We start from the raw sequence: 20,788 nt of genomic DNA, 5'->3' as shown, positions 1-20,788 counted from the left end.
GGGCCGCAGCACCAGCGATCAGCCCGACGAGTTGAGGCACCGGCACGGGCAACGCAGGGGATCCCCGATGCCGGGCTCCCGCAACCGGCTACGCTGGCTGCCCCTCCAGGACGTCCGCGATGACGAAGGCGCTCGCCGCAGCCCAGGCCTGTGGGCGGCAACTCGCGGGGTACGGCATGGGCTGGGCCACCTCGTCGGCACTCCAGCCGCCGAAGAGCTCCGGCAGCCGGTAGTCGAAGGCCTCGGCGGCGCGCAGCAACTGCCGGGCGACGGCGACGGCCTCGGCGTGGAAGCCGGCGCGTGCCATGCCGCCGACGATCCAGGCGGTGTCGTGCGTCCAGACCGACCCGACGTGGTAGCGCATGGGCCAGTACGCGCCGTTGGTGGTGGACATGGTGCGGATGCCGAAACCGCTGGCCATGGTGGGCGACACCAGCCGCGCGACGACGGCGCGTTCCTCGTCGGGGGTCAGGACGCCCAGGCCCAGCAGGTGGCCCATGTTGGACGACACCCCCGTCACCGGCCGCTTGTCCTTGTCGAGCGCGATCGCCAGGTAGCGACCCTCCTCGTCCTCGAGCCAGAACCGTTCGCGGATGCGGGCGGCCATCGCCTCGGCATAGGACTCCCACTCGCCAGAGGAGGCGCGTTCCTCGTCGCTGCGGCCGAAGCGCGCCAGGAGCCGCGCGCCTGCCTGGGCGGCGGCGGCCGCGTATCCCTGGACCTCCACCAGCACGATGGGGCCCTCGGCGATGCGCCCGTCGGCGAACCTGATGGAGTCGCCCGAGTCCTTCCATCCCTGGTTGGCCAACCCGTGGCCGGACTCGTCGAAGTACTCGAGGAAGCCGTCGGAATCGGCGTCGGCATGGTCACGCAGCCAGCCGAGGGCGGCGACGACGTGGTCCATCAGGGCGGAGACCTCGGCCCCACGCCCCAGCTCCACGAGCCTGTCGGCGAGCATGAGCCAGAGCGGCGTGGCGTCGATGGTGCCGTAGTACTCGGGGGGCAGGACCGTGGCGTCGTCATGCAGGTCCAGCGCCACCCGTCGCACCTCGTGCAGGATCTTGCCGGGCTGCTCGGCTGTGTTGACATCCGTCTTCACGCCCTGCCGGGCGGCCAAGGTGCGCAGCGTGGCGAGGGCCAGCTCGGGAGCCACCTGGGCTGCCATCAGTGCCGCGATCAGCGAATCGCGGCCGAACAGGGTGAAGAACCATGGGGCGCCGGCGGCCACAAAGTACCGCGACGGGTCGTCGCGCTCGGCGAGCGCGAGGCCGTTGAGGTCCGCCGCGCTGGCGGCCAGCAACCGCCGCAGCGAGGCGTCGCTGACGTCAGGGAGCGCGAACTCCACGTCCGCCGCCACAAACTTGGCGTCGACGTCCGAGAGCTCAAGCCGCCACTCCACCGCGACGATCTCCCCAGGCTCCACCGCGACAGCCCAGCTGAGCGTCACCTCATCCGAAGCGGTCAGGATGCTCGCCGTGTCCGACCCGAGCCGTGCGCGGGTGGACTCATCGCGCCAGTGCCACACACACCCGCCGTCGGAGGCCGACGGCGGCTCAGCCGAAGCCACGGGGCCGAGGCCCACCTTGACCGACTCCATCACAGTGGCGTCCAGCACCAGCGACACGCTGAACTCGACGCGCTGCGGCCGGCCGGCCGCCGAGGCCACCTCGATCCGCTCGGACACGGCCTCGCCTCGCGTCTGCCGGTGACGGGTGAGGGTCAGCACCGGATCGGCTCCCTCCGCTGGCGTGCGCAGCACCGTGGTGAACCGGCCCCGCGACCCTTCGACGGCATGGCCGATGGGTTCGGCGTCGTGAGACGTCACCGCCAGGGTCAGGCCGGAGATCACCCGGTCGTCGCCGCAGTAGATGCCCTCCACGCCGCCGCCGGCCTCACCGTCGGGCGTGGACCACCACTGGAGCGGTGCCTTGGGAAGGCAGACCAGCCGGTGCAGAAAGGGTTGGTTCATGGGCCGATTCCTCATGGTTGCAGTTTGATCACGGATTCCTACGGCTCTTGACACCTGCGGATCCCCTGGGCACTATTGCATCAGGGTTTATCGATAAACTCAAGAGGAAACTTCGACCAGCACGAGGAGGTGCGTGATGAAGAAGCCGACGCTGGACACGCTCGCCGCCGAGCTCGGCGTGTCGCGCCAGACGGTGTCCAACGTGCTCAACAACCGGGCCAAGGTCTCCGAACAGACCCGGATCCGCGTGCTGGACGCCATCGAGAAGGCGGGCTACCGGCCGTCCGTTGCGGCCCGCGCGCTGCGGACGCAGCAGACCTACAACCTGGGCATGCGGCTCAGGAACGCGGGCGACGGCATCAACGGCGCCGTGATGGACGGCTTCCTGCACGCCCTCACCAGCATCGCCGGCGCTCGCGGCTACCGCATCGTCCTGTTCACGGCCGACGACGATGCCGCTGAGATCGAGACGGTGCGCGAGTTCCGGGACTCCCATGCCGTCGACGGCGTGATCCTGGCCGACACCCACGTCGGGGACGAGCGTCCCGACGCGATCGTCGACCTCGGCCTGCCCGTCGTCGCCTTCGGCCGCCCCTGGGGCCGCGACTCCAGGCACTCCTGGGTCGATGTCGACGGGCGCGCCGGGGTCGCGGAGGCCACCACCCACCTGTTCGGCATGGGCCACCGTCTCGTGGGCTTCATCGGCTGGCCCAACAGCAGCGGCGTCGGTCAGGACCGGCAGGCCGGCTGGATCGAGGCCACGGGCTTCGGCCCTGACGAGCAGGAGCGCTACAGCGCGCACCGCGAGGACTCACTCGACTCGGGCGCGGATGCCATGGCGGCGCTGCACGCCGAGGGCGTCACCGCCGTCGTGTGCGCCTCGGACTCCCTGGCGCTCGGCGCCGGGCGATACCTGGACAGCCACCGGATCGCCGGGGATGTCGTCGGCTTCGACGACACGCCGGTGGCACGCATGGTCGGCCTCAGCAGCCTCCGTCAGCCCGTCGAGGACGTCGCCCAGGCCGTCATCGACCTCCTCATCGACCGCATCGCCGACCCGGCAGGTCCCGCTCAACAGATTCTTCTCCCTCCCCGCCTGCAGTGGCGCACTGCCGGCTCACCCTCCTGAAAGGAAACAACCATGTCCACACGACGTATCGTCGCCCTCGGCGCATCGCTGGCTGCCGCGGCCCTGACCCTGAGCGCCTGCGGTGGCGGCTTCGAGGAGCCCACCACCGCCCCCGGCGAGAGCAGCGTCGCCGGTGAGTCGCCGGCCGCCAACGAGAACGAGGTCTCGGTCCTCATCGGCTCCTCCGGCGACGCGGAGACCGCGGCCGTGAAGTCGGCCGTGGCGGCGTGGTCCGCCGAGAGCGGCGTCCCGGCCGAGGTCATCGTCGCCTCAGACCTGGTCCAGCAGGCGTCGCAGGGCTTCGCCGCGGGCACCCCCGCCGACGTGCTCTACGTCTCCACCGACGCCTTCACCGGCTGGGCCAAGAACGGCTCACTCCTGGCCTACGGGGACGAGCTGTCCAACAAGGACGACTTCTACCAGGGCCTGCGCGATGCCTTCACCTTCGAGGATCAGTTCTACTGCGCACCGAAGGACTTCTCCACGCTCGCGCTGATCATCAACGAGACCCTGTGGGCCGACGCCGGGCTCACCGGCGACGACATCCCCACCACCTGGGACGAACTGGCCGACGTCGCCGCGAAACTCACCACCGATGGCAGGGTGGGCCTCGCCTTCGGCCCGGAGATCCAGCGCGTGGGCGTGTTCATGGCGCAGGCCGGGGGCGGCCTGGTGACCGACGGCGCCGCTACCGCCAACTCGGAGGCCAACGTCGCGGCCCTCACCTACGTCAAGGAGCAGATGGCGGCCGGCAGCTTCGCCTTCTCCTCCGACATCGGCGCGGGGTGGGGTGGCGAGGCCTTCGGCAAGCAGATGGCCGCCATGGTCATCGAGGGCAACTGGATCACCGGCGCGATGCAGAACGACTTCGCCGACGTGAAGTACCGCGTCGTCGAGCTGCCGGCCGGCGAGCAGCCCGGAACCCTGCAGTACACGAACTGCTGGGGCATCTCCGCCGATGGCGACAACATCGAGGGAGCCAAGTCGCTCGTCGAGTTCCTGACCACCAAGGACCAGCAGCTGGCCTTCTCGGAGGCGTTCGGCCCCATGCCGTCGATCGAGTCGGCCAAGGAGGACTGGGTGGCCGCGAACCCGACCATGGAGGCCTTCGTGACCGGCGCCGAGTACGCCCAGAACCTGCCCGCCCAGCCCGGCGCCTCAGACGTGATCTCCGAGTTCAACTCGCAGCTCTCGCAGCTCAAGAGCACCGACCCCAAGGCCATGCTGGACTCCATCCAGCCGCTGCTCGAGCCCGTCGTCGCAGGCTGATCCGGGGATCAGACCTTCTCATGGCAACCCTCAAGCGAGTCCGGTCAGGCCCTGGCATCAACAACCAGAGCCTGGCCGGCTGGGCCTTCGTGACCCCCACAGTGGTCATCCTCGGCGTGTTCCTGTTCATCCCGGTGGTGATGGCGCTGTGGGTGAGCGTGTCGGACTGGTCGGGCCGGCTGTCGCCGTTCGGCGCGAACGTGAACTTCATCGGCGCTCAGAACTACGTCGAGGTGCTGGGCGGCAAGGGTCTGCCTGGGAAGGACTTCGGCACGGCCATCCGCAACAACATGTTCTACGTGTTGCTGGTGGTCCCGCTGCAGACCATCCTGTCGCTGTTCCTGGCCGTCATGGTGACCAGGAAGAACATCAAGGGCAAGAGCTTCTTCCGCACCGCGTTCTACTTCCCGTCGGTGACATCGTCGGTGGCGATCACGGTGCTGTGGCTGTTCCTGTTCAACATCTCAGGCGTGGTCAACAAGGTGCTGTCGTGGCTGTCGATCCAGGGGCCGAACTGGTTCGCCGACCCGCGTGGCGTGATCCACATCATCCTGGGTGCGATGGGCGTCGAGCCGTCGGAGGGCATGCGGCAGCCGGCCCTGTTCGGGGTCTCCGGCTGGGAGTGGATCGCGGGACCCTCCGTCGCCATGTCGGCCTTCATCGTGATGGCCGTGTTCACCACCTCGGGCACGTTCATGTTGCTGTTCATCGCCGCGCTGCAGAACATCGGTGAGGAGACGGCCGAGGCGGCAATGGTCGACGGCGCCAGCGCCTGGCAGCGCTTCTGGCACATCACTCTGCCCATGCTCAAGCCCACGCTGTTCACCGTCATCACCCTGGGCCTGATCGGCACCTGGCAGGTGTTCGATCAGATCTACACCGGCACCCAGGGCGGACCCGCGAAGACCACCATGACTCCGGCGTACCTCAGCTACACGTCGGCCTTCCAGGATCAGGCGTGGGGCCGGGGCGCCGCGATCGCGTTCGTCCTGTTCGCCATCGTGGTCACCATGACGCTGCTGCAGCGGCTGATCCTGGGCGACTCCGACTTCACCAAGCCCACTCGGGCACAACTGCGTGCCGACAGGGCCGCCGCGGCGATGGCCGCCACGAAACAGGTCAAGAAGGAGGGAACGGTATGAGTACATCGGTCCACCCCGCCACGTCGTTGATCCAGGCCAAGCGGGAGATGTCCCCGCTGGCCTTCATCGCCACCGTCGCGGGCTACGCCGTCCTCGTCGGCATAGCCCTGGGATACATCTTCCCGTTCGTGATCCAGGTGGCCACCTCGTTCAAGACCGACGGCGATGCGGCCTCCAACCCCATGTCGCTGATCCCCAACCCGTTCACCACAGCCGCCTACACCCGGCTGTTCGCGAACTCGGACTTCCCCGCGTGGGGCGTCAACTCATTCCTCGTCACCTTCTTCGTGACCATCGGACGGGTGTTCTTCAACTCGCTGGCCGGCTACGCGCTCGCCCGCCTGAAGTTCCCCGGCCGGAAGGTGATCTTCGCGATGCTGATCGCCGTCATGGCCGTCCCGGGCGTCGTCCTGCTGATCCCCAAGTTCCTGGTGATCAAGCAACTGGGCATCTACGACAGCTACGCGGGCATGGTCCTGCCCCTGCTCGTCGACGCCGCAGGCGTGTTCATCATGAAGAACTTCTTCGAGTCCATCCCGCCCTCGGTGGAGGAGGCCGCCCGGATCGACGGGGCCAACACGTTCCAGACCTTCTGGCACGTCGTGCTCCCCATGGCCAGGCCCGCGTTGATGACCATCATCATCCTCAGCTTCCAGGGCTCGTGGAACGAGCTGACCCACTTCATCATCTCCACCCAGAACCCCGAGCTGACCACCCTCACCAAGGGCGTGGCCCAGTTGGCCAGCGGGCAGCTCAGTCAGGGAACCCAGTACCCCCTCAAGCTCGCTGCCGCGGCGCTGATGACAATCCCGGTCGCGATCGTGTTCTTCATCTTCCAACGCCAGATCATGAACACCGCCTCGGGAGCCGTCAAGGAGTGACCCGGGGGGCGATCGACAACCGGGCGCCGATTCTCGCCGTTCTGCTCGCCGATCTTCTGCTTACCGAGACGATGCCGTGCCATTCGGGCCACCACGACCTCGCCGCCCTACGGGGCACCAGCCGCAGCGACACGGCCCCGCGCACTCACCGCCACCTGGTATCGCGACATCAGACCCGGCAGGACGTGCGTCCAGCTGTAGTTGGCCTCGACGTGGCGGCGTGCTGCCTCGCCCATGGCGTCCGGGTCCCGCGCATACAACTCCTCGACGGCGGCGGCCAGGCTGACCGCCGCCATGACCGGATGGCCCTGCGGTTCGGCCAGCAGCCCGGTGTTCTCGGCGATCAGCTCGGGCAGGGCACCGGCGCGCATCGCCACCACCGGTCGTCCGCAGGCCATGGCCTCCAGCACGACGAGGCCGAATGTCTCGTACGTGCCCGCGTGCAGGAGGGCATCGGCCGAGGCGAAGTAGGTCGCGAGCTGCCGGTTGTCTCGGCGATAGGGGATCCGGGTGACGTTGCCGTCGCGGCGGGTCTCGTCGCCACCCACCATCAGCAGGTGATACCGATCGCCGAGCTTGCGCAGCGCCTCGGTGAGCACGTCGATGTTCTTCTCGGCGGAGAATCGGCCGGCGAACGCCAGTAGCCGGGTGCCGCGCGCCAGGCCCAACTCCTCCCGCAGGTCGCGGCGACGTCGCACCGGATTGAAGGTGTCGATGTCCACGCCCAACGGCTGGGAGGTGACGTTGCCCACGCCGAAGCTGCGCAGGTAGTCGCAGGTGTCGCGGCTGGGCGCCAGCACCAGGGCGCACGGTTCGTAGGTGTGCCTCACGTACGACTCGATGATCCTGCGCACGCTTGTGCCGAGACGGCGACCCACGAGTTGCGGAAGGTTCGAGTGATAGAAGGCGACGACCGGGACATCCCGGCGCCTGGCCACTCGGGACGCGGCCCAGGCGGCCTGGAACGCGTCGCCGACCTCGATGAGATCCGGCTCCAGTGCCTCGATGGCACGTATCCAGCTCAGTGGGTTCAGAGGCAGCCGATAGTTGAGCACGCCGGGAACCCGGGTTCCGCGCACCATCGAGATGCCACCGGGCGCGTGCGTGTTAGTTTCGCCAGGCACCACCAGGCTGTGGCGCCAGTCGGTGTGCGCCCGCATCCACTCGTGCTTGGCCAGCATGTACCGCCTCACGCCGCCGCTGGTCGGGGAGTAGAAGACGGTGGCATCGACAACGTGCATCTTCGCTTCCTCCTGGGCGTACTTCACCACGCTTCGCTCCATGTGGCCAGCAGTCAGCGGACCGACTCCCCACACATCGCCCGCCGGCTGTCCTGAGGTTGCCCGCCGAGTATCCCGACGACCCGCGTCAGCCGATCGAGGGCATCGGCCTGCAGTCCACAACTCCATCACCCAGGTGATGGCCAGCGGCACCGCGCTGGAGGCGCGCAACGGTGTGGACGGGTGCCGGAGCGCACAGCATCCGGACGTGATCAGCCACGGCGGCGTCGACACTGAACAGGACACAGCTGGATGGGCCGCCGGAGTCCGTTCGCGCAACCGGGGAGGGCAGCCAGTGGACGCCCAGGTTGGCCGAGGCTGCCAGCTGGGGAACCTCCCAGCTCAGACCCTTCGATCCGACAGGCAGCGCGTCGTGGACGAGCCCACTGGCGACCACCGCCGCCACTGCGGCCACGGTGACCTGGTCGGGGTGACCGATGTGGATCCCGTCGCGCGGCGCGGAGAGGGGCAGTCCGGCACACAGGACGAGGTCGCCGTCGACGGCGCCGCCCGGCTTCGTCGTGGCGGACTCCGCGAGCCGCCCCAGGACGGTCACCCCGATGCCGGTGGCAGCGGTGGGGACGTTCTCCTCCGTGCTGCCGGTGACGGCTTCCGGAGGCAGCCCGACCGCCGCTGCGAGCCGGTGGATCTCGGCGATCATCTGACGCCCCGTCGGTTCGAGTTCGACGCACAGGTCGTCGATCACGAGGATCGGCGTCGCGCCGGCGCAGATCACCTCGAGCAGGGGAACACGCAGGGCGAAGTGGGCGACGGTGGCCGCATCGGCGTACACGGTGTCGGCGGGCTTCGGCCCGATGCCACCGGTCGAGTCGGTGGCGACGACCAGGTCGTCAATGATCACCAGGTCCCTGATCCGCCTCACAACACTCCCGATCCGTATCCGAAACGAAGCACCAGGATCCCGCACAGCACGCCCAGCACCACAGCCGTCACCACGAGATCGACGGGACGCAACCGCAGGACACGCATCCCGGTCATGGCGCTGTTGGCGCCGAAGCCGCGGTTGGTCATGGCCACCGCGAGGTTCTCCGCCATCAGGATCGAGTTGGTGATCAGCGGCACCATGATCGGGACGAGGGAGACGAGCCGGCCGAGCGGCCCCGAATCTGCGACGCGCGCCCCCCGGGCCCGCTGCGCCTCGACGATCATGTCCTTCTTGCGTGCCATGGTCGGGACGAATGAGATCGAGGTGGTCACCAGGATCGACAACCAGGAGGGGGCGTGGGCTCGGCTGAGCACCTCGAGCAGGTCATCGACGGGCGTGCTGATGGTGAACGCGTAGGTGGCCACGACCATCAGCAGGATCCGCGCGACGAAGTTCAGCCCCACCAACAGGCCGCCGAGTGTCGCGGACAGGCCCCACACCGAGAACACCTCTGCGTGCAGCCCGGGCCGGGTGAACTGGGTGCTGGTGACCATGGTCACCGCGACGATCAGTACCAGCACGGGCAGCAGGGGCTGCAGCATCGTCCAGAGTCCGCGCACGGGGGTCCGGGTGGCGGTCACGGCCGCGAGCACCAGCACCAGCAGGCAGGCGGTGGCAAGTGGATCGGAGAACACGAACATGCCGACCATCACCGCGACGAAGGCGAGGATCTTCACCCTGACGTCCAGCCGTTGCAGCATCATCGCAGGCACCTGCTGCGGACGAGCTCGTCGGCCAGGTGCCGGCCGAGCTCGGCCTCGTCAAGGATCGGCGACGCCTGCGGCCACAGCCGCAGCGACAGCTCGACGGGCTGGGTGGTGACGACCGCGGCCGAGGCGAGTACGTCGGTGCGCGCCAGAACCTCCGCGGTGGGGCCGTCGGCAGCGATCCTTCCGTCGTTCATCACGATCACCCGCCGGGCGTGGTGGGCGACGACGTCCATGTCGTGGGTGACCATCACGACGGTGGTTCCTGCCTGGTTGAGCCGGCCGATGAGGGTCATCATGCTCTGCACGCCCGCCCAGTCCTGCCCGGTCGTCGGCTCGTCGACCACGAGGATCCCCGGACGGAGGGCGAGGATCGACGCGACCGCGATGCGCTGGCGTTCACCCTTGCCGAGCGAGAACGGATGCTCGTGTCGCCGCGCCGTCAATCCGACGACATCGAGCGCCTCGGCGACGCGTGTGTCGATCTCCGCCTCGGACAGTCCGGCCAATCGCAACCCGTACCCGACCTCGTCGCCCACTGTCGCGCTGAAGATCTGGTGATCGGGGTTCTGGAAGACGTAGCCGACGTGGCGCGCCAGTTCCCACGGTGTGAGGGTGGCGGTGTCGATGCCGTTGACCAGCGCCGTGCCGGACGTCGGGGCCAGGAGGCGGTTGAGGTGCCTGACCAGCGTCGTCTTCCCGGCGCCGTTGCGTCCGACGATGGCCACGTAGTCGCCGCGGCCGATGCTCAGGTCGACACCGGCGAGCCCGCGATGGCCGCCGGGATAGGTGTGCACCAGCTGCCGCAGCTCGACGACCGGGCTGCCCGCCCCGCGTGCGGCAGGCCGGGCCGACGGCGGGGCGGCCGGCAGGGAGCCGGCGGCGAGGCGGCGAACGAGCGCTTCCGCAGCGTCCACGGACAGAGGGATGTCACCGGGCTCGATCAGCCCTGCGATGGCCAGTCCGGCGCCGACGACCGCGATCGGCAGCGGCTTGACCTGGTTGCCGGTGACCAGGTCGAGGTCTCGGAAGAAATCGCTCGGCGGTCCCTGCCAGCTGACCCGGCCGTCCTTGACGACGACCAGGTGGTCGGCGCGTGCGACGATGTCGCCGCTGGCGTGCTCGACGGCGACGATCGTCACCTCACCGGAGCGGCGGAGCGCATCCACGGTGGCATAGATCTCGTCGCGGCCCTGCGGGTCGAGCTCCGAGGTGGGTTCATCCAGGCAGATCACCTCCGGCCGCAGCGCAAGGATGCCGGCGATGGCCAGCCGCTGCTTCTGGCCGCCGGACAGCTGCGCGGTCTCCCGTCCTCCGAAGCCGTCCAGCTGCACCTGGTGCAGGCTCTCCTGGACGCGGACGCGGATCTCGTCACGGGGTACGAGGTGATTGCGGGGCCCGAAGGCCACATCCTCGGCGACGCTGCGTCCCAGGATCTGGCTCTCCGGATCCTGAAGGACCAGCCCGACGTACCTGGTGATGGTCTGGACTCGGAAGCCGCGCAGATCCGTCCCATCCATCATCACCTTCCCCCGTAGGGTCCCCTCCTTGAGGTGCGGGATCACACCGTTGAGGGTCATCAGCAGCGTCGACTTCCCGGACCCGGCCTGCCCCATCACCACGGTGAAGCTGCCGGCCGGGAAACTCAGGTCGATCCCGTGGAGGACGTCGGCGTCGGCCTTCGGGTAGCGATAGCTGACGCCGACGACGTCCAACGAGTTCTTCATCAGGTCAGTTCAGAAGCGTGCTGTTGCGCACCGCGTAGTAGGCGATCGCCGCGATCACCAGGTTCATCACCGCGGCCACCAGCAGGAACGGGACGGTTGCCACATACATGCCCCAGCCGCCGATCGGCAGCACCATCAGACCGAGCGCGAAGCTGTTCAGGATCGCGGCGACGACGACCGCCACGACCAGCCACACCGGTCCGCCACGGCGCCCCAGCCACCGGAACACGATGGCGCACACCCCCATGCCGAGTGCGATCACGAGATGCATGGGCAGCGTCAGCGGGAAGCCGACGATGGCGGCCGCAAGCAGGTGACCGACGGCGATGACGATGAAGCCCGTCCAGCCGCCGAATGCCACGGCCGCGAAGAACCCCGGCGCCGAGTCGAGCCCGATCGACCCCAGCGGGCTCGGGATCTTGATCAGGGAAGCAACCGCGCTGAGGGCGATGAAGATCGCCATGATGGCGAGTTGGCGGGCCGAGACCGGTGACTTCTTCACCTGGTCCGGTGCCTGTTCGGTAATCGACATTCTGTCTCCTTCGTTGTTGTGGATAGACATCTGGCCAGCCCGTCCCTGTCGGGCCCACTGCGGCTCAGGCTGGTGCAGGAAGCGGCCGCAGCCGCATGGGAAGACGCGCACAAGGGTCTCCCCTGACCGCCGCGGCCCCATCAGGCGACGCGGCGGGAGGAATGCACAGATCAGGGGGTCGCGGAAAGGCGGTCGTCAGGGGCTGCGCCCCAGCGCTCCCGATGCACGGCAAGCTCCAGCGGCCGTCGCTCGCGCCACCCGCACCGCTCGAGCTCGGGCTTCGGGTGCAGGTGGCTGACGGGTCCCACGCAGAGCCATGCCACGGGCCGGACCCCGTCGGGAATACCGAGCAGCTCCTGGAGGAAGGTCTCGCGGTAGAACGAGACCCACCCGACACCCACGTCCTCCGCCGTCGCGGCGAGCCAGAAGTTCTGGATGGCTGTGACCACCGAATACAGTCCGGCGTCGTCGATCGCATGACGCCCCAGGACGGCGGGGCCACCGCGGCCGGGGTCGTACGTGACGACGATCCCGAGGGTCGATTCGAGAATTCCCTCGATCTTGATCCGGTCGAAGAGGCGCCGACGTTCCTCATCCAGGCACGCCCCGTAGACGTCCCGCTCCGTCGCGACGTGTTCCTGGAAGGCGCGACGCGTCTCGATGTCGCGGACGAGGATGAAGTCCCAGGGCTGGCTCAGACCCACGCTCGGCGCGGCATGCGCCGCACCCAGCAGGCGGTTCAGGACGTCGTCCCCGATGGGGGCGCCCGTGAACTCCGCGCGGACGTCGCGCCGACGCCCGATCAGTTCGTAGAGGTCGGTTGTGGGCGGGCATGTGGGCATGGCAAGGCTCCGTAGGTCGGGCCATCCCGGGAACGGGATGGCAATCGTCGCGAGGCCGGTCTTCGGACTTCCCTTCAACACGCCCGACCACCTTCCCGGACCGTTGTCCAGTGGTTGCGTTGCTACGCATGGTCGGCCGCTCGGGTTCACCGCAGCGGGCCCTGTGCCGGAGTCACACCGGCTTCCCGATTCTCCCGGCCGCCATTCGACGGACACGGACACCTCGCGGGTTTGTTGCCGCCGCCATGCTAGCCCAGCCGGCGCGACCCTCGCAGGGTGGGGCGCTCCAAAGCCTCACCCCTGGGAGTGGTCGCTCGAACCAACCCGTTCGTCTCCACCGGGTCCCAGTGCCGCAGGCCCTTGCTCGAGTCCCCAGGCACGCGGCTAGACTCCGAGGCCCGGCCGCATCGGCCCGCCGAACCCAGGAAGTTGGTGCCTTCACCATGGCGACAGTCAGGGCATCGACTCCGGGCGCCCGCTTCGGTGCAGTGCCAGTGGCCGGCCGGCCATGACCCCGACAGACTCGCTCGCCACCCGCATCGCCGTTCTGCTCAGGCGCATCCGCGGCACCGTCGGCAGCATCACCGTCGAGACGGGGCCGTACTTCTACCAGCTCGCCTCCTACGACATGGCCGGCCAACTCCTCATCGAGACCGTCTCCAACGAGTTCCTCGACGAGGATGCCAAGCTCGACCCCGGTGCCCAGGACCGCCTCGCGAAGCTGGGGCTGAGTCCACCCGACGACGTCTCCCCTAACTGGTCGATCCGCCTCGAGCGGGCCACCGACGGCCAGATCGAGGACGTCGCCCGCGCTGTCGCCACAGCACTCATCGAGGTGTACGGCGTTGCCCCGTTCCGGGTAGCGGCCCCGCTGCGACACCTCCGCGAAGGCCGGGACAGCAGCTTCCACCTCGACGTCCGCCTCCGCGACGACGGCGCCATCGAGTTCGAGGCCCAGGACCTCGGCCCGGTCACCGCCCTGGTCAGCGACGACGGCGAGTACGAGTACTGGCGGGTGATCGACGCGGAGCACGTCCCGGACCTGCTCGAACTCCTGGGCGCCGGGCCGGGCGACGACGTCGTCGACCTGTTGGCCCGCGACTGGTCCGGTCCCGCTTCCTTCGATCTCGAGGCGCTTCTGCGGGACGCCCCCTTCCCGGTGAAGCTCACCACCTGGTAGGCGTGACGGTTCCGGGCGCCATGGCAGTTGTCTCCAGCGGACGGCGATTGAGGCGGCGCCCACGAACGTCCGCAGCCAGGGTGGCCCTCGCCGAGTCGGGTCAGTCGTAGGTGTTCGGGGCATCAGCGACCGGGCCAGGCTCGCACAGGTCGACGGGGGAAGCCCGTGGACTCCCTGCAGGCGGGCCAGCAGAGGTCTCGCTGGTGAGGATGTCGATGTAGTCGGTGAACCCGGCGAACTGCGGGTTCTGCTCCATGATCACGTTGTCCATCAGGGAGTACCCGACGACCATCACGATGGGGATGACCATCAGGACGAGCAGGAGAACCAGGGTGGGCGACAGGTAGGCGAAGGGGGTGAGCCCCCCTCGAGGCGGCGACGCCTCGCACCGGGGGTCTTCTGTGAGGGGGTGGGGGTCACCGTCGACACCCCCGCGTCGCCCCTCCTGAACGACGGTGGCGCCACGTCCGGAGCCGGTACTCTGTCGTCGGCCGGGCGACTGGGCTGGCCGGAGTTGACGTGGGGACCAAGATGTCAGTTGCTCGTAGGCTCGTCGCTCGTGTGATGGCTGTCGTGGTCGCCGGCACCGCAATGACGATCGGGTCGGTCATCGATCCGCCGCTCGCCACTGCGGCGGGCCACCACCGGACGCTCAACGATACGCGTGCGATCGGCGCCGCCCCGGTCACGCCCGGCCATGCGATCGACTACTTCGGGCTGGTCGCCGACCTCGACAGGCCGAACGGAAGTCTGACGGGTCAGGGCGCGAGTCCGTATGGAGAGGCCCGGTTCCTGGTGGATGCCCACTGGACGGCCTGGCAGTTGCTCGATATGGACGGCGCTCAGGCGGAGGGCCAGTTCACCGGATCCCTGATCGCGGTAGATCACGCCACCGCGTACCAGGTTCGCAACCTGCCCAAGGGCGCCCACAACTGGCGCGCGGCGGCCATCAACACCACCGACGGTCCCGTCGAGGCCGTCCCCGCGCAGGCAATAAGCGAGGCGCATGCCGCGGCAGCATGCCGATCGCGGGCAGACTGGGGCGCCGACGAGTCGGTCACCGGGTGGGCAAAGGGCGATGAACGCGATTTCACCCCGGTCCAGGTGCTGACCGTCCACCACACAGCAACCTCAAACAGCCCGAAGCAGGACTACTCGGCGACGATGCGGGCCATCCTCAACTACCACGTGACATCCAACGGTTGGTCCGACATCGGCTACCACTACCTCATCGACCGGAACGGCATCGTCTACGAAGGACGAAGCGCCGGGGGCAGCGCTTCCTGCCTGACCGACGGCGGCAACGGCTCGGACTTCGCGCACCAGGCAGGCACCGATGACATTGTCACTGGCGCCCACGTCGCGACCTACAACAGCGGCAACATCGGGATCGCGCTTCTGGGCTGCTTCAACACCACCGGAGGATGTACGGGCGACATGACGGTGCCCGCCGGCACTGTGGGTGGCCTGGAGACGCTGCTCGCCACACTCGCCGTTCGGCACTCCTTGCCCCCGCTGGGGTCCGTCACCTATGTCAATCCGGTCACCGGGCTCACCGCGACCATGCCCACGATCGCGACGCACAGGGACTGGCCGGCGACGTCCACGGCCTGCCCCGGCGACAACCTCTACGCCCAACTCCCCACGATCCGTGAGAGCGTCTCCCGGTTGGCTGCACCCCCGGCGACGACGGTGCCCGCAGCCCCCTCCTCCATGACCGCCTCCGCGATCACGAAAAGCCAGATCAAGCTCACCTGGATAGACAACGCAAGCAACGAGGACCGGTATCTCATCGAACGCTGCAAGGGCGCTGCATGCACGAACTTCGCGCAGATCACGTCGATCGTCCCCGCCACGTCCTTCACCGACGGCGGCCTGGCGGCTAGGACGACCTACCGGTATCGGGTTCGCGCGTCCAACGCGGCCGGCGGGTCGACCTACTCCAACACCGCCGAGGCCACGACTCCGAGGAAGTGACACGAAGGGTGGCTCCTCCCCGCCACGCCGTCGTCGCTGAGATGTCGCCCTTGGGCCGAGAACGCGACCCTCGGCAGCCTCACGGCGCTGCGGTCCGGAACCCTTCGAGCTTCTTGTCAAACCGGGTCGATAGACTCGCGCCAGGCCAGGTCAGTCGAGCCACGACACTACCCTTGAATTGGTGTCGGTTGCCCATGGGACGAGGGCGTCCCAGGTCAGCGCTCGTAACTGGCTGGCGCCCTGGCCCACTTGGCGCCTCGCACTCACGGAAGTTGGGGACCTCCACCATGGCACCAGATCTCAAGAAGCTCGTCGTTCCGTTCGTCTGGGTCGGCGTTGTGTTGGTCGCGCTCATGGCCTCCGCCAGCGTCCTGCTGGGCATGTTGGATCGCGGCAACGAGTCCGACCTGACGGACTCACGCGTTGTCCAGTCAATCAAGCGCGAGGAGCAGGTGGTGCTGCTCAGCCTTGGCATTCAAGGCATCTCGGAGAAGTCCGAGAAGAGCACGTTCCTCGGCCTTGAGGTGCCGGGCAGCGACCGCGCGACCTTCATGCAGTACTCCTTCAACGCCAAGCTGGGCATCGACGGGCGCGACGTCCGGATAGTCCCGGTCGGCGAGAAGAGGTACCGCATCTCGATCCCCGAGTTCATCTTCATCGGCCACAGTAACGAGGAGTTCCGGCTCGTCGCAGAGAACAACGGCGCGCTGAGCTTCCTCACGCCCGAGAACGATCCGGTGGAGATGATCAACAGCATCCTCAGCGACGACGCACAGGCGGAGTACATCGCCAGCAACAAGGACATCCTGCGCGAGCAGGCCATCTTCTTCTACTCCAGCATCATCATGGGCATCGACCCGGAGATCGACATCACCTACGACTTCAGCCAGTGATCGCAGGCCAGACTTGACCCGACAGACGCCCTCCTCCCCGACGCGCCCGTCACAATGAGGCTCACGACCTGCTCGCAGACTCGGGCCCGGTCGCTTCGTCGGGGTCCGATCAAGCCAGTTCCTTGCGTTGAGGGTGCGTCCGTCGAAGGTTGAGGGCGGATCCATACATGGATGGCCCGGATCGATCCGACGGGCTCGGGCGCTCCGCTCCGGGTGCCCGGTACCTCATGAGGCATGGGGCAGCACGTCGCGCAGCCGGGCGAAGGTGAGGCCGCCGTCGAGCAGCCGGGGCAGCGCCTCGGCCATGCCGTCGGCCGTGCCCGAATCTGGTCGGTTGAAGTGGCCGATGCAGATCGACCCCGCCCTGGCCGCACCCATCGACCGCCGCACCTGCTCGGGCGTGAAGGTGGCGCCGGCGTCGGCGTTGACGTCGAAGTTGACCACCCGCTGGCCGAGCTCGCCGACGATCTCCACCGCCACGTCGTCGACGTGGGCCGTCCCCGAGCGGAACCACAACGGCAGCTCCCCCGTCAGCTCCGACAGCCGGGCGTGCCCGCCCATCACCTCGTCGTAGACCTCGCCCACCGACGCCGTTCCGGGGATCCCGTACGCCTCCGCCCCGTTCACCGACAGCGGCCGGTGCGCGGTGCCGTGGTTGGCGAGCTCGAACAGCGGATCGGCGGCGAGTTCGAGGGCGATGCCCGGGTTGGCGTCGATCCAGCGCAGATTGAGGAACAGCGTTGCCGGAACTTGGAGCCGACGGAACACCTCGATCAGCGCCTCGTCGTACCCGGATCCGTTGCGCCCGCCGCAGGCGTCAAGCGTGACGACGATGGGCTTGGCCTCGCTGCGCAACACGGCGCCGTCGACCTCCAACCCCCACTGGCTGGGAGTCCGGCCGTCGTAGCGGGCGACGATGTCGTCGCGGCTGGGCAGTGAGGCCGGGCCCGACGGGGTGGGGCTGGCGGGCTCCGGGGCACTGGGCGACGGGGACAGGCTCGGTTCGGCCGCGGACGCTGACGGCGTGGCCGTTCCCACACCGGCCGGCGACTCGGGAGCGTGGGGCGCGCCCGCGCAGCCGGCGAGTCCGGCCAGGCCCAGCCCGAGCACCCCTCGTCGCGCGATCCGCATGCGAGATTCTCCCACGCCGCAAGACAGGGTCCTGCGCGAGCCAGCACCCGGCAGGCCCCGACTGCGGACCAGTCCCCTCCCGTCGAGGGGGCGGGCGCGGCTCCGTTGAGCAAATGGCAGGGGTCGCGGATGGCCCCCCGCGGGAACTGAGCGTGACCCCGTTCGCGAACCGTGCCATTTGCTCAACAGCCCCCCAGCCCGACGGTCTATCTTCCCGAATCCGACACCCGAGTGGCCCTCACCCCCGGCCGCTGAAGCGTCGCCGTTCGGCCTCTTCACAGCGGGCCCCAAGCCCGCAATAATCGCGGCAACAAGGGGGTACGCCATGCGCCTTGCACGACCCACCGAACCGGCCGTTCTCGCGTCGGCCAAGGAGCGACTCAACGAGGAAACCGCCCACGCCTGGCGGCAGAAGCGGTCCCGCGGCCCTGAGCCCGACGTGATCCTCCACAACCCCGCGATCCTCGATTCGTTGCTCGGCATGACGAACGGCACCTGCGCCTACTGCGAGCGCCCCCTCGAGGCGCAGGGCTCGGACTCCGCCGTCGTCACCCACCATCGCCCCACCTGGGGGGCCGTCGGCATCGACGGCGAGATCGCCCTCCAGGCCTACTCGTGGCTCACCTACGAGTGGGACAATCTCTACCCCGCCTGCGCCGACTGCGTCCGCTCGCGCGGAACCCGATTCCCCGTAGTAGGCGAGCGGGCCGCCTCGCCCGACGGGATCAACGCCGAGCAGCCCCTCCTCCTCGACCCCCTCGCCGACGACCCCGACGAGCACCTCCGCTACCAGCCGGACGGCACCGTCACGGCCCTCACCGAGCGCGGCCGCGTCACCGCCGACACCCTGGCCCTCAACCGCGACTTCCTCGTCAAGGCCAGGCTCGCTGCCCTCCGCACTGCTCCCGACAACTCCTTCCCCACGCTCCATCGCCAGCTCGGCGGCTACGCCGAGTCCGCGCCGGAGGAAGCCGCTCCCCCACCGCCCCCGCCGCGACCCTCCGGCCCCGACCTCCCACCCACCTCCGGCGCCGAACCAGGCCAGGCCTCCTACGACCTCAACGCCTCCATGGGCGGCGCGGACCGCCAGCACTACTACCAGGCCGCCCAGTGGATCGAGCGGGTGGTGATCAGGAACTTCCGCCCCATCCGGGACCTCGAGATCGACCTGGCAAAGTCCACCAGCGACCGCGGCCCCTGGACCGTCCTCCTCGGGGAGAACGGCTGCGGCAAGAGCTCCGTCCTGCACGCCATCGCGCTCACCATGATGGGCGGCGAGCAGCGCCGGGCGCTGGGCATCGACGCCCGGAGGTTCCTCCGCGACGGCGCGCGCAAGGGCCTCGTCGAGGTCTACCTTCAGGGCCGCACCGAACCGCTCCGGCTTGAGTGGAAGAAGGGCGACCAGGACTTCACCGGCCCCGAACCCGTTGCGGCGCTGATGCTCGGCTACGGCGCCATCCGCCTGCTGCCACGCACGCCGTCGCCCCAGGACGACGAGCGGGCGGTGCGGGTCGACAACCTGTTCGACCCCGTGGCCCCGCTCACCGATCCCACCTCGTGGCTGCTCTCCCTCGACGACGACACCTTCGACGACGTGGCCGGCGGCATCCACGAGATGCTCGCCCTGGACCAGGACGCCGAGCTGCTCCGCGACGACGACCAGGTGCTGCTCCGGCAGGGCAGGTCCCGCTCGGACATCGTCACGTTGAGCGACGGTTACCAGTCGATGATCGTCATGGCCTGCGACATCCTCCGCTCCACCATGCGGCTGTGGACGCAGGCGGCGCTGGCCGAGGGGATCGTGCTGATCGACGAGATCGGCGCCCACCTCCATCCGCGGTGGCGGCTGCGGATCGTCACCGCGATGCGTAACCTCATGCCGCGCATCCAGTTCATCGTCACCACCCACGACCCGCTGTGCCTGCGCGGCATCGTCGACGGCGAGGTGGTGGTGATGCGCCGCAACAGCCAGGGCGACGTCATCTCGCTCTCCGACCTGCCGCCCGTGACCGGGATGCGCATCGAGCAGCTGCTCACCTCCGAACACTTCGGGCTCGGCTCCACCGACGACCCCGAGGTCGCGGAGCTGTGGGAGAGCTACTACCGGCTCATGGCCCTGCACCACCCCTCCGCCGACCAGACGGAACGCCTCGCGCGGGTTCGGGCGCGGCTCGACGAGCTGGAACAGTTCGGCACCACGGAGCGCGAACGCCTGCTGCTCACCTCCGCCGCCGACTACATCGCGCAGCGCCGCGAGACCGGCGACGCCGTCGCCCCCAGCAGCAAGGAGATGACCGCCAAGCTCTCCGAGCTGTGGGGCAGGTACCTGCCCGGGAGCTCGTGATGCGACGCGTCCCGCGCCCCCAGGAGCCGCCCAGCCTGGCGGAGGAGAAGACGCTGAAGGAGCGGCAGGACGCCCTCGACTTCTACGCCGCCTGGGATGGCCAGGCCAAGTACGACGGCTACAAGGCCTACAAGAATCCCGACATCCGCGCGGCGCTCGAGGAGGCGTTCGGCGGCAAGTGCGCCTACTGCGAGACCTACTACGCCGCGACACAACCCGTTGCCATCGAGCACTACCGCCCCAAGGGCGAGGTGACCATCGACGGCAAGCGCGTCCCGCCCGGCTACTACTGGCTCGCGAGCGAGTGGACCAACCTGCTGCCGTCGTGCACCGACTGCAACAGTCCGCGCAGGCAGGACCTCCCCGAGGAGTCGCGCACCGCGGGGAAGGCGAACGCGTTCCCGTTGGCCCCTGGGTCCCCCCGCGCCGCCTCCCCCGGCGACGAGAAGAGCGAGAAGCGCCTGCTCCTCCACCCGTACCTCGACTTCCCCGAGAAGCACCTGGAGTTCGTGTGGGGCACCGGCACCGTCGACGACGGCTGGGTCCGGCCGAAGGGCGGCAGCGCGAAGGGGGCCGCGACCATCGCGACCTGCGCCCTCCAGCGTCGCGGCGTGCGGGCCAACCGGCGGGACAGGCTGCTGGACCTGATCGCGCACCTGGAGTCGGTGGTGGAGGCGCGCAACAACGCCGCCAGGCATCCGAACGACCCGGATCTGCTGGCGCAGTACGAGCGACGGCTCGTCGAGGTCAGCCGGTTCGTCGCCGACCACGCCCCCTACAGCACCATGTGCCGCCAGGTGGTGGCGGCCTACCATGCCCGACTCTTCCCTCAGGAGTGA

18 protein-coding genes and 1 riboswitch are annotated in these 20,788 nt (G+C 68.8%); of the genes, 9 read left to right on the top strand and 9 right to left on the bottom strand.

Features of this window, described 5'->3' with window-relative positions; translation table 11 throughout:
• Positions 1-88 precede the first annotated feature (88 nt).
• Complete coding sequence (locus ACX1D3_RS03670; protein ID WP_458995630.1) at positions 89-1,969, bottom strand: glycogen debranching N-terminal domain-containing protein; 1,881 nt, start codon at positions 1,967-1,969, stop codon at positions 89-91.
• Positions 1,970-2,105: 136 nt separating this feature from the next.
• Between ACX1D3_RS03670 and ACX1D3_RS03665 the strand changes: the two genes are divergently transcribed.
• The 4 genes from ACX1D3_RS03665 to ACX1D3_RS03650 are packed head-to-tail and all read left to right on the top strand — an operon-like array spanning position 2,106 to position 6,390.
• Positions 2,106-3,098: a LacI family DNA-binding transcriptional regulator gene (locus ACX1D3_RS03665; protein WP_458995629.1), complete on the top strand. Its 993-nt coding sequence runs from the start codon at positions 2,106-2,108 to the stop codon at positions 3,096-3,098.
• Between the two features lie 12 nt (positions 3,099-3,110).
• Positions 3,111-4,367 (top strand): sugar ABC transporter substrate-binding protein, encoded by a 1,257-nt coding sequence (locus ACX1D3_RS03660; protein WP_458995628.1) that lies wholly within the window; start codon positions 3,111-3,113, stop codon positions 4,365-4,367.
• 20 nt (positions 4,368-4,387) lie between these two features.
• The gene (locus ACX1D3_RS03655; protein ID WP_458995627.1) at positions 4,388-5,509 is read left to right on the top strand and encodes a carbohydrate ABC transporter permease; all 1,122 of its coding nucleotides are present in this window, start codon (positions 4,388-4,390) and stop codon (positions 5,507-5,509) included.
• Positions 5,506-6,390 carry a carbohydrate ABC transporter permease gene (locus ACX1D3_RS03650; RefSeq protein WP_458995626.1) on the top strand — a complete coding sequence of 295 codons (885 nt, stop codon included), beginning with the start codon at positions 5,506-5,508 and terminating at the stop codon, positions 6,388-6,390. The genes ACX1D3_RS03655 and ACX1D3_RS03650 overlap by 4 nt, the downstream gene beginning before the upstream one ends.
• Positions 6,391-6,497: 107 nt before the next feature.
• Here ACX1D3_RS03650 and ACX1D3_RS03645 read toward each other — a convergent pair whose 3' ends face one another.
• The 6 genes from ACX1D3_RS03645 to bluB all read right to left on the bottom strand — a co-directional run bounded on the left by ACX1D3_RS03645 (position 6,498) and on the right by bluB (position 12,424).
• Entirely contained in the window at positions 6,498-7,631 is a 1,134-nt protein-coding gene (locus ACX1D3_RS03645; protein WP_458995625.1) for a glycosyltransferase, read from the bottom strand.
• A gap of 127 nt (positions 7,632-7,758) precedes the next feature.
• Positions 7,759-8,532, bottom strand: coding sequence for an AIR synthase family protein (locus tag ACX1D3_RS03640; RefSeq protein ID WP_458995624.1), 774 nt, complete (start codon positions 8,530-8,532; stop codon positions 7,759-7,761).
• 17 nt (positions 8,533-8,549) lie between these two features.
• Positions 8,550-9,320: an energy-coupling factor transporter transmembrane component T family protein gene (locus ACX1D3_RS03635; protein WP_458995623.1), complete on the bottom strand. Its 771-nt coding sequence runs from the start codon at positions 9,318-9,320 to the stop codon at positions 8,550-8,552.
• Positions 9,317-11,050 carry an ABC transporter ATP-binding protein gene (locus ACX1D3_RS03630; protein ID WP_458995622.1) on the bottom strand — a complete coding sequence of 578 codons (1,734 nt, stop codon included), beginning with the start codon at positions 11,048-11,050 and terminating at the stop codon, positions 9,317-9,319. The genes ACX1D3_RS03635 and ACX1D3_RS03630 overlap by 4 nt, the downstream gene beginning before the upstream one ends.
• Before the next feature lie 4 nt (positions 11,051-11,054).
• The gene (locus ACX1D3_RS03625; RefSeq protein WP_458995621.1) at positions 11,055-11,582 is read right to left on the bottom strand and encodes an ECF transporter S component; all 528 of its coding nucleotides are present in this window, start codon (positions 11,580-11,582) and stop codon (positions 11,055-11,057) included.
• Between the two features lie 170 nt (positions 11,583-11,752).
• Entirely contained in the window at positions 11,753-12,424 is a 672-nt protein-coding gene (bluB, locus tag ACX1D3_RS03620) for a 5,6-dimethylbenzimidazole synthase (protein ID WP_458995620.1), read from the bottom strand.
• A gap of 36 nt (positions 12,425-12,460) precedes the next feature.
• Positions 12,461-12,665, bottom strand: a riboswitch (cobalamin riboswitch).
• 267 nt (positions 12,666-12,932) lie between these two features.
• Here bluB and ACX1D3_RS03615 point away from each other — a divergent pair.
• Positions 12,933-13,604 carry a TY-Chap domain-containing protein gene (locus tag ACX1D3_RS03615; protein ID WP_458995619.1) on the top strand — a complete coding sequence of 224 codons (672 nt, stop codon included), beginning with the start codon at positions 12,933-12,935 and terminating at the stop codon, positions 13,602-13,604.
• 100 nt (positions 13,605-13,704) lie between these two features.
• On the opposite strand, the gene ACX1D3_RS03610 is transcribed toward ACX1D3_RS03615, so the two are convergent.
• Complete coding sequence (locus ACX1D3_RS03610) at positions 13,705-13,914, bottom strand: hypothetical protein (RefSeq protein WP_458995618.1); 210 nt, start codon at positions 13,912-13,914, stop codon at positions 13,705-13,707.
• A 254-nt stretch (positions 13,915-14,168) separates the two neighbouring features.
• Between ACX1D3_RS03610 and ACX1D3_RS03605 the strand changes: the two genes are divergently transcribed.
• Together ACX1D3_RS03605 and ACX1D3_RS03600 are read left to right on the top strand one after the other, a co-directional pair.
• Positions 14,169-15,581 carry a peptidoglycan recognition protein family protein gene (locus ACX1D3_RS03605; RefSeq protein ID WP_458995617.1) on the top strand — a complete coding sequence of 471 codons (1,413 nt, stop codon included), beginning with the start codon at positions 14,169-14,171 and terminating at the stop codon, positions 15,579-15,581.
• Positions 15,582-15,868: 287 nt separating this feature from the next.
• On the top strand, positions 15,869-16,474 hold the full coding sequence (locus ACX1D3_RS03600; protein ID WP_458995616.1) for a hypothetical protein: 606 nt from the start codon (positions 15,869-15,871) through the stop codon (positions 16,472-16,474).
• A 225-nt stretch (positions 16,475-16,699) separates the two neighbouring features.
• Here the strand turns inward: ACX1D3_RS03600 and ACX1D3_RS03595 are convergent, their stop codons facing one another.
• Positions 16,700-17,605, bottom strand: coding sequence for a polysaccharide deacetylase family protein (locus ACX1D3_RS03595; RefSeq protein ID WP_458995615.1), 906 nt, complete (start codon positions 17,603-17,605; stop codon positions 16,700-16,702).
• Positions 17,606-17,930: 325 nt separating this feature from the next.
• On the opposite strand from ACX1D3_RS03595, the gene ACX1D3_RS03590 reads away from it, so the two are divergent.
• Positions 17,931-19,949, top strand: a complete 2,019-nt coding sequence (locus ACX1D3_RS03590; RefSeq protein WP_458995614.1) for an AAA family ATPase — start codon at positions 17,931-17,933, stop codon at positions 19,947-19,949.
• Entirely contained in the window at positions 19,949-20,788 is an 840-nt protein-coding gene (locus tag ACX1D3_RS03585; RefSeq protein WP_458995613.1) for an HNH endonuclease family protein, read from the top strand. Before ACX1D3_RS03590 ends, ACX1D3_RS03585 begins: the two co-directional genes overlap by 1 nt.

The sequence above is a fragment of the Tessaracoccus yangjingae genome, from assembly GCF_054483935.1.
This window is presented reverse-complemented; position numbering and strand designations above follow the sequence as displayed.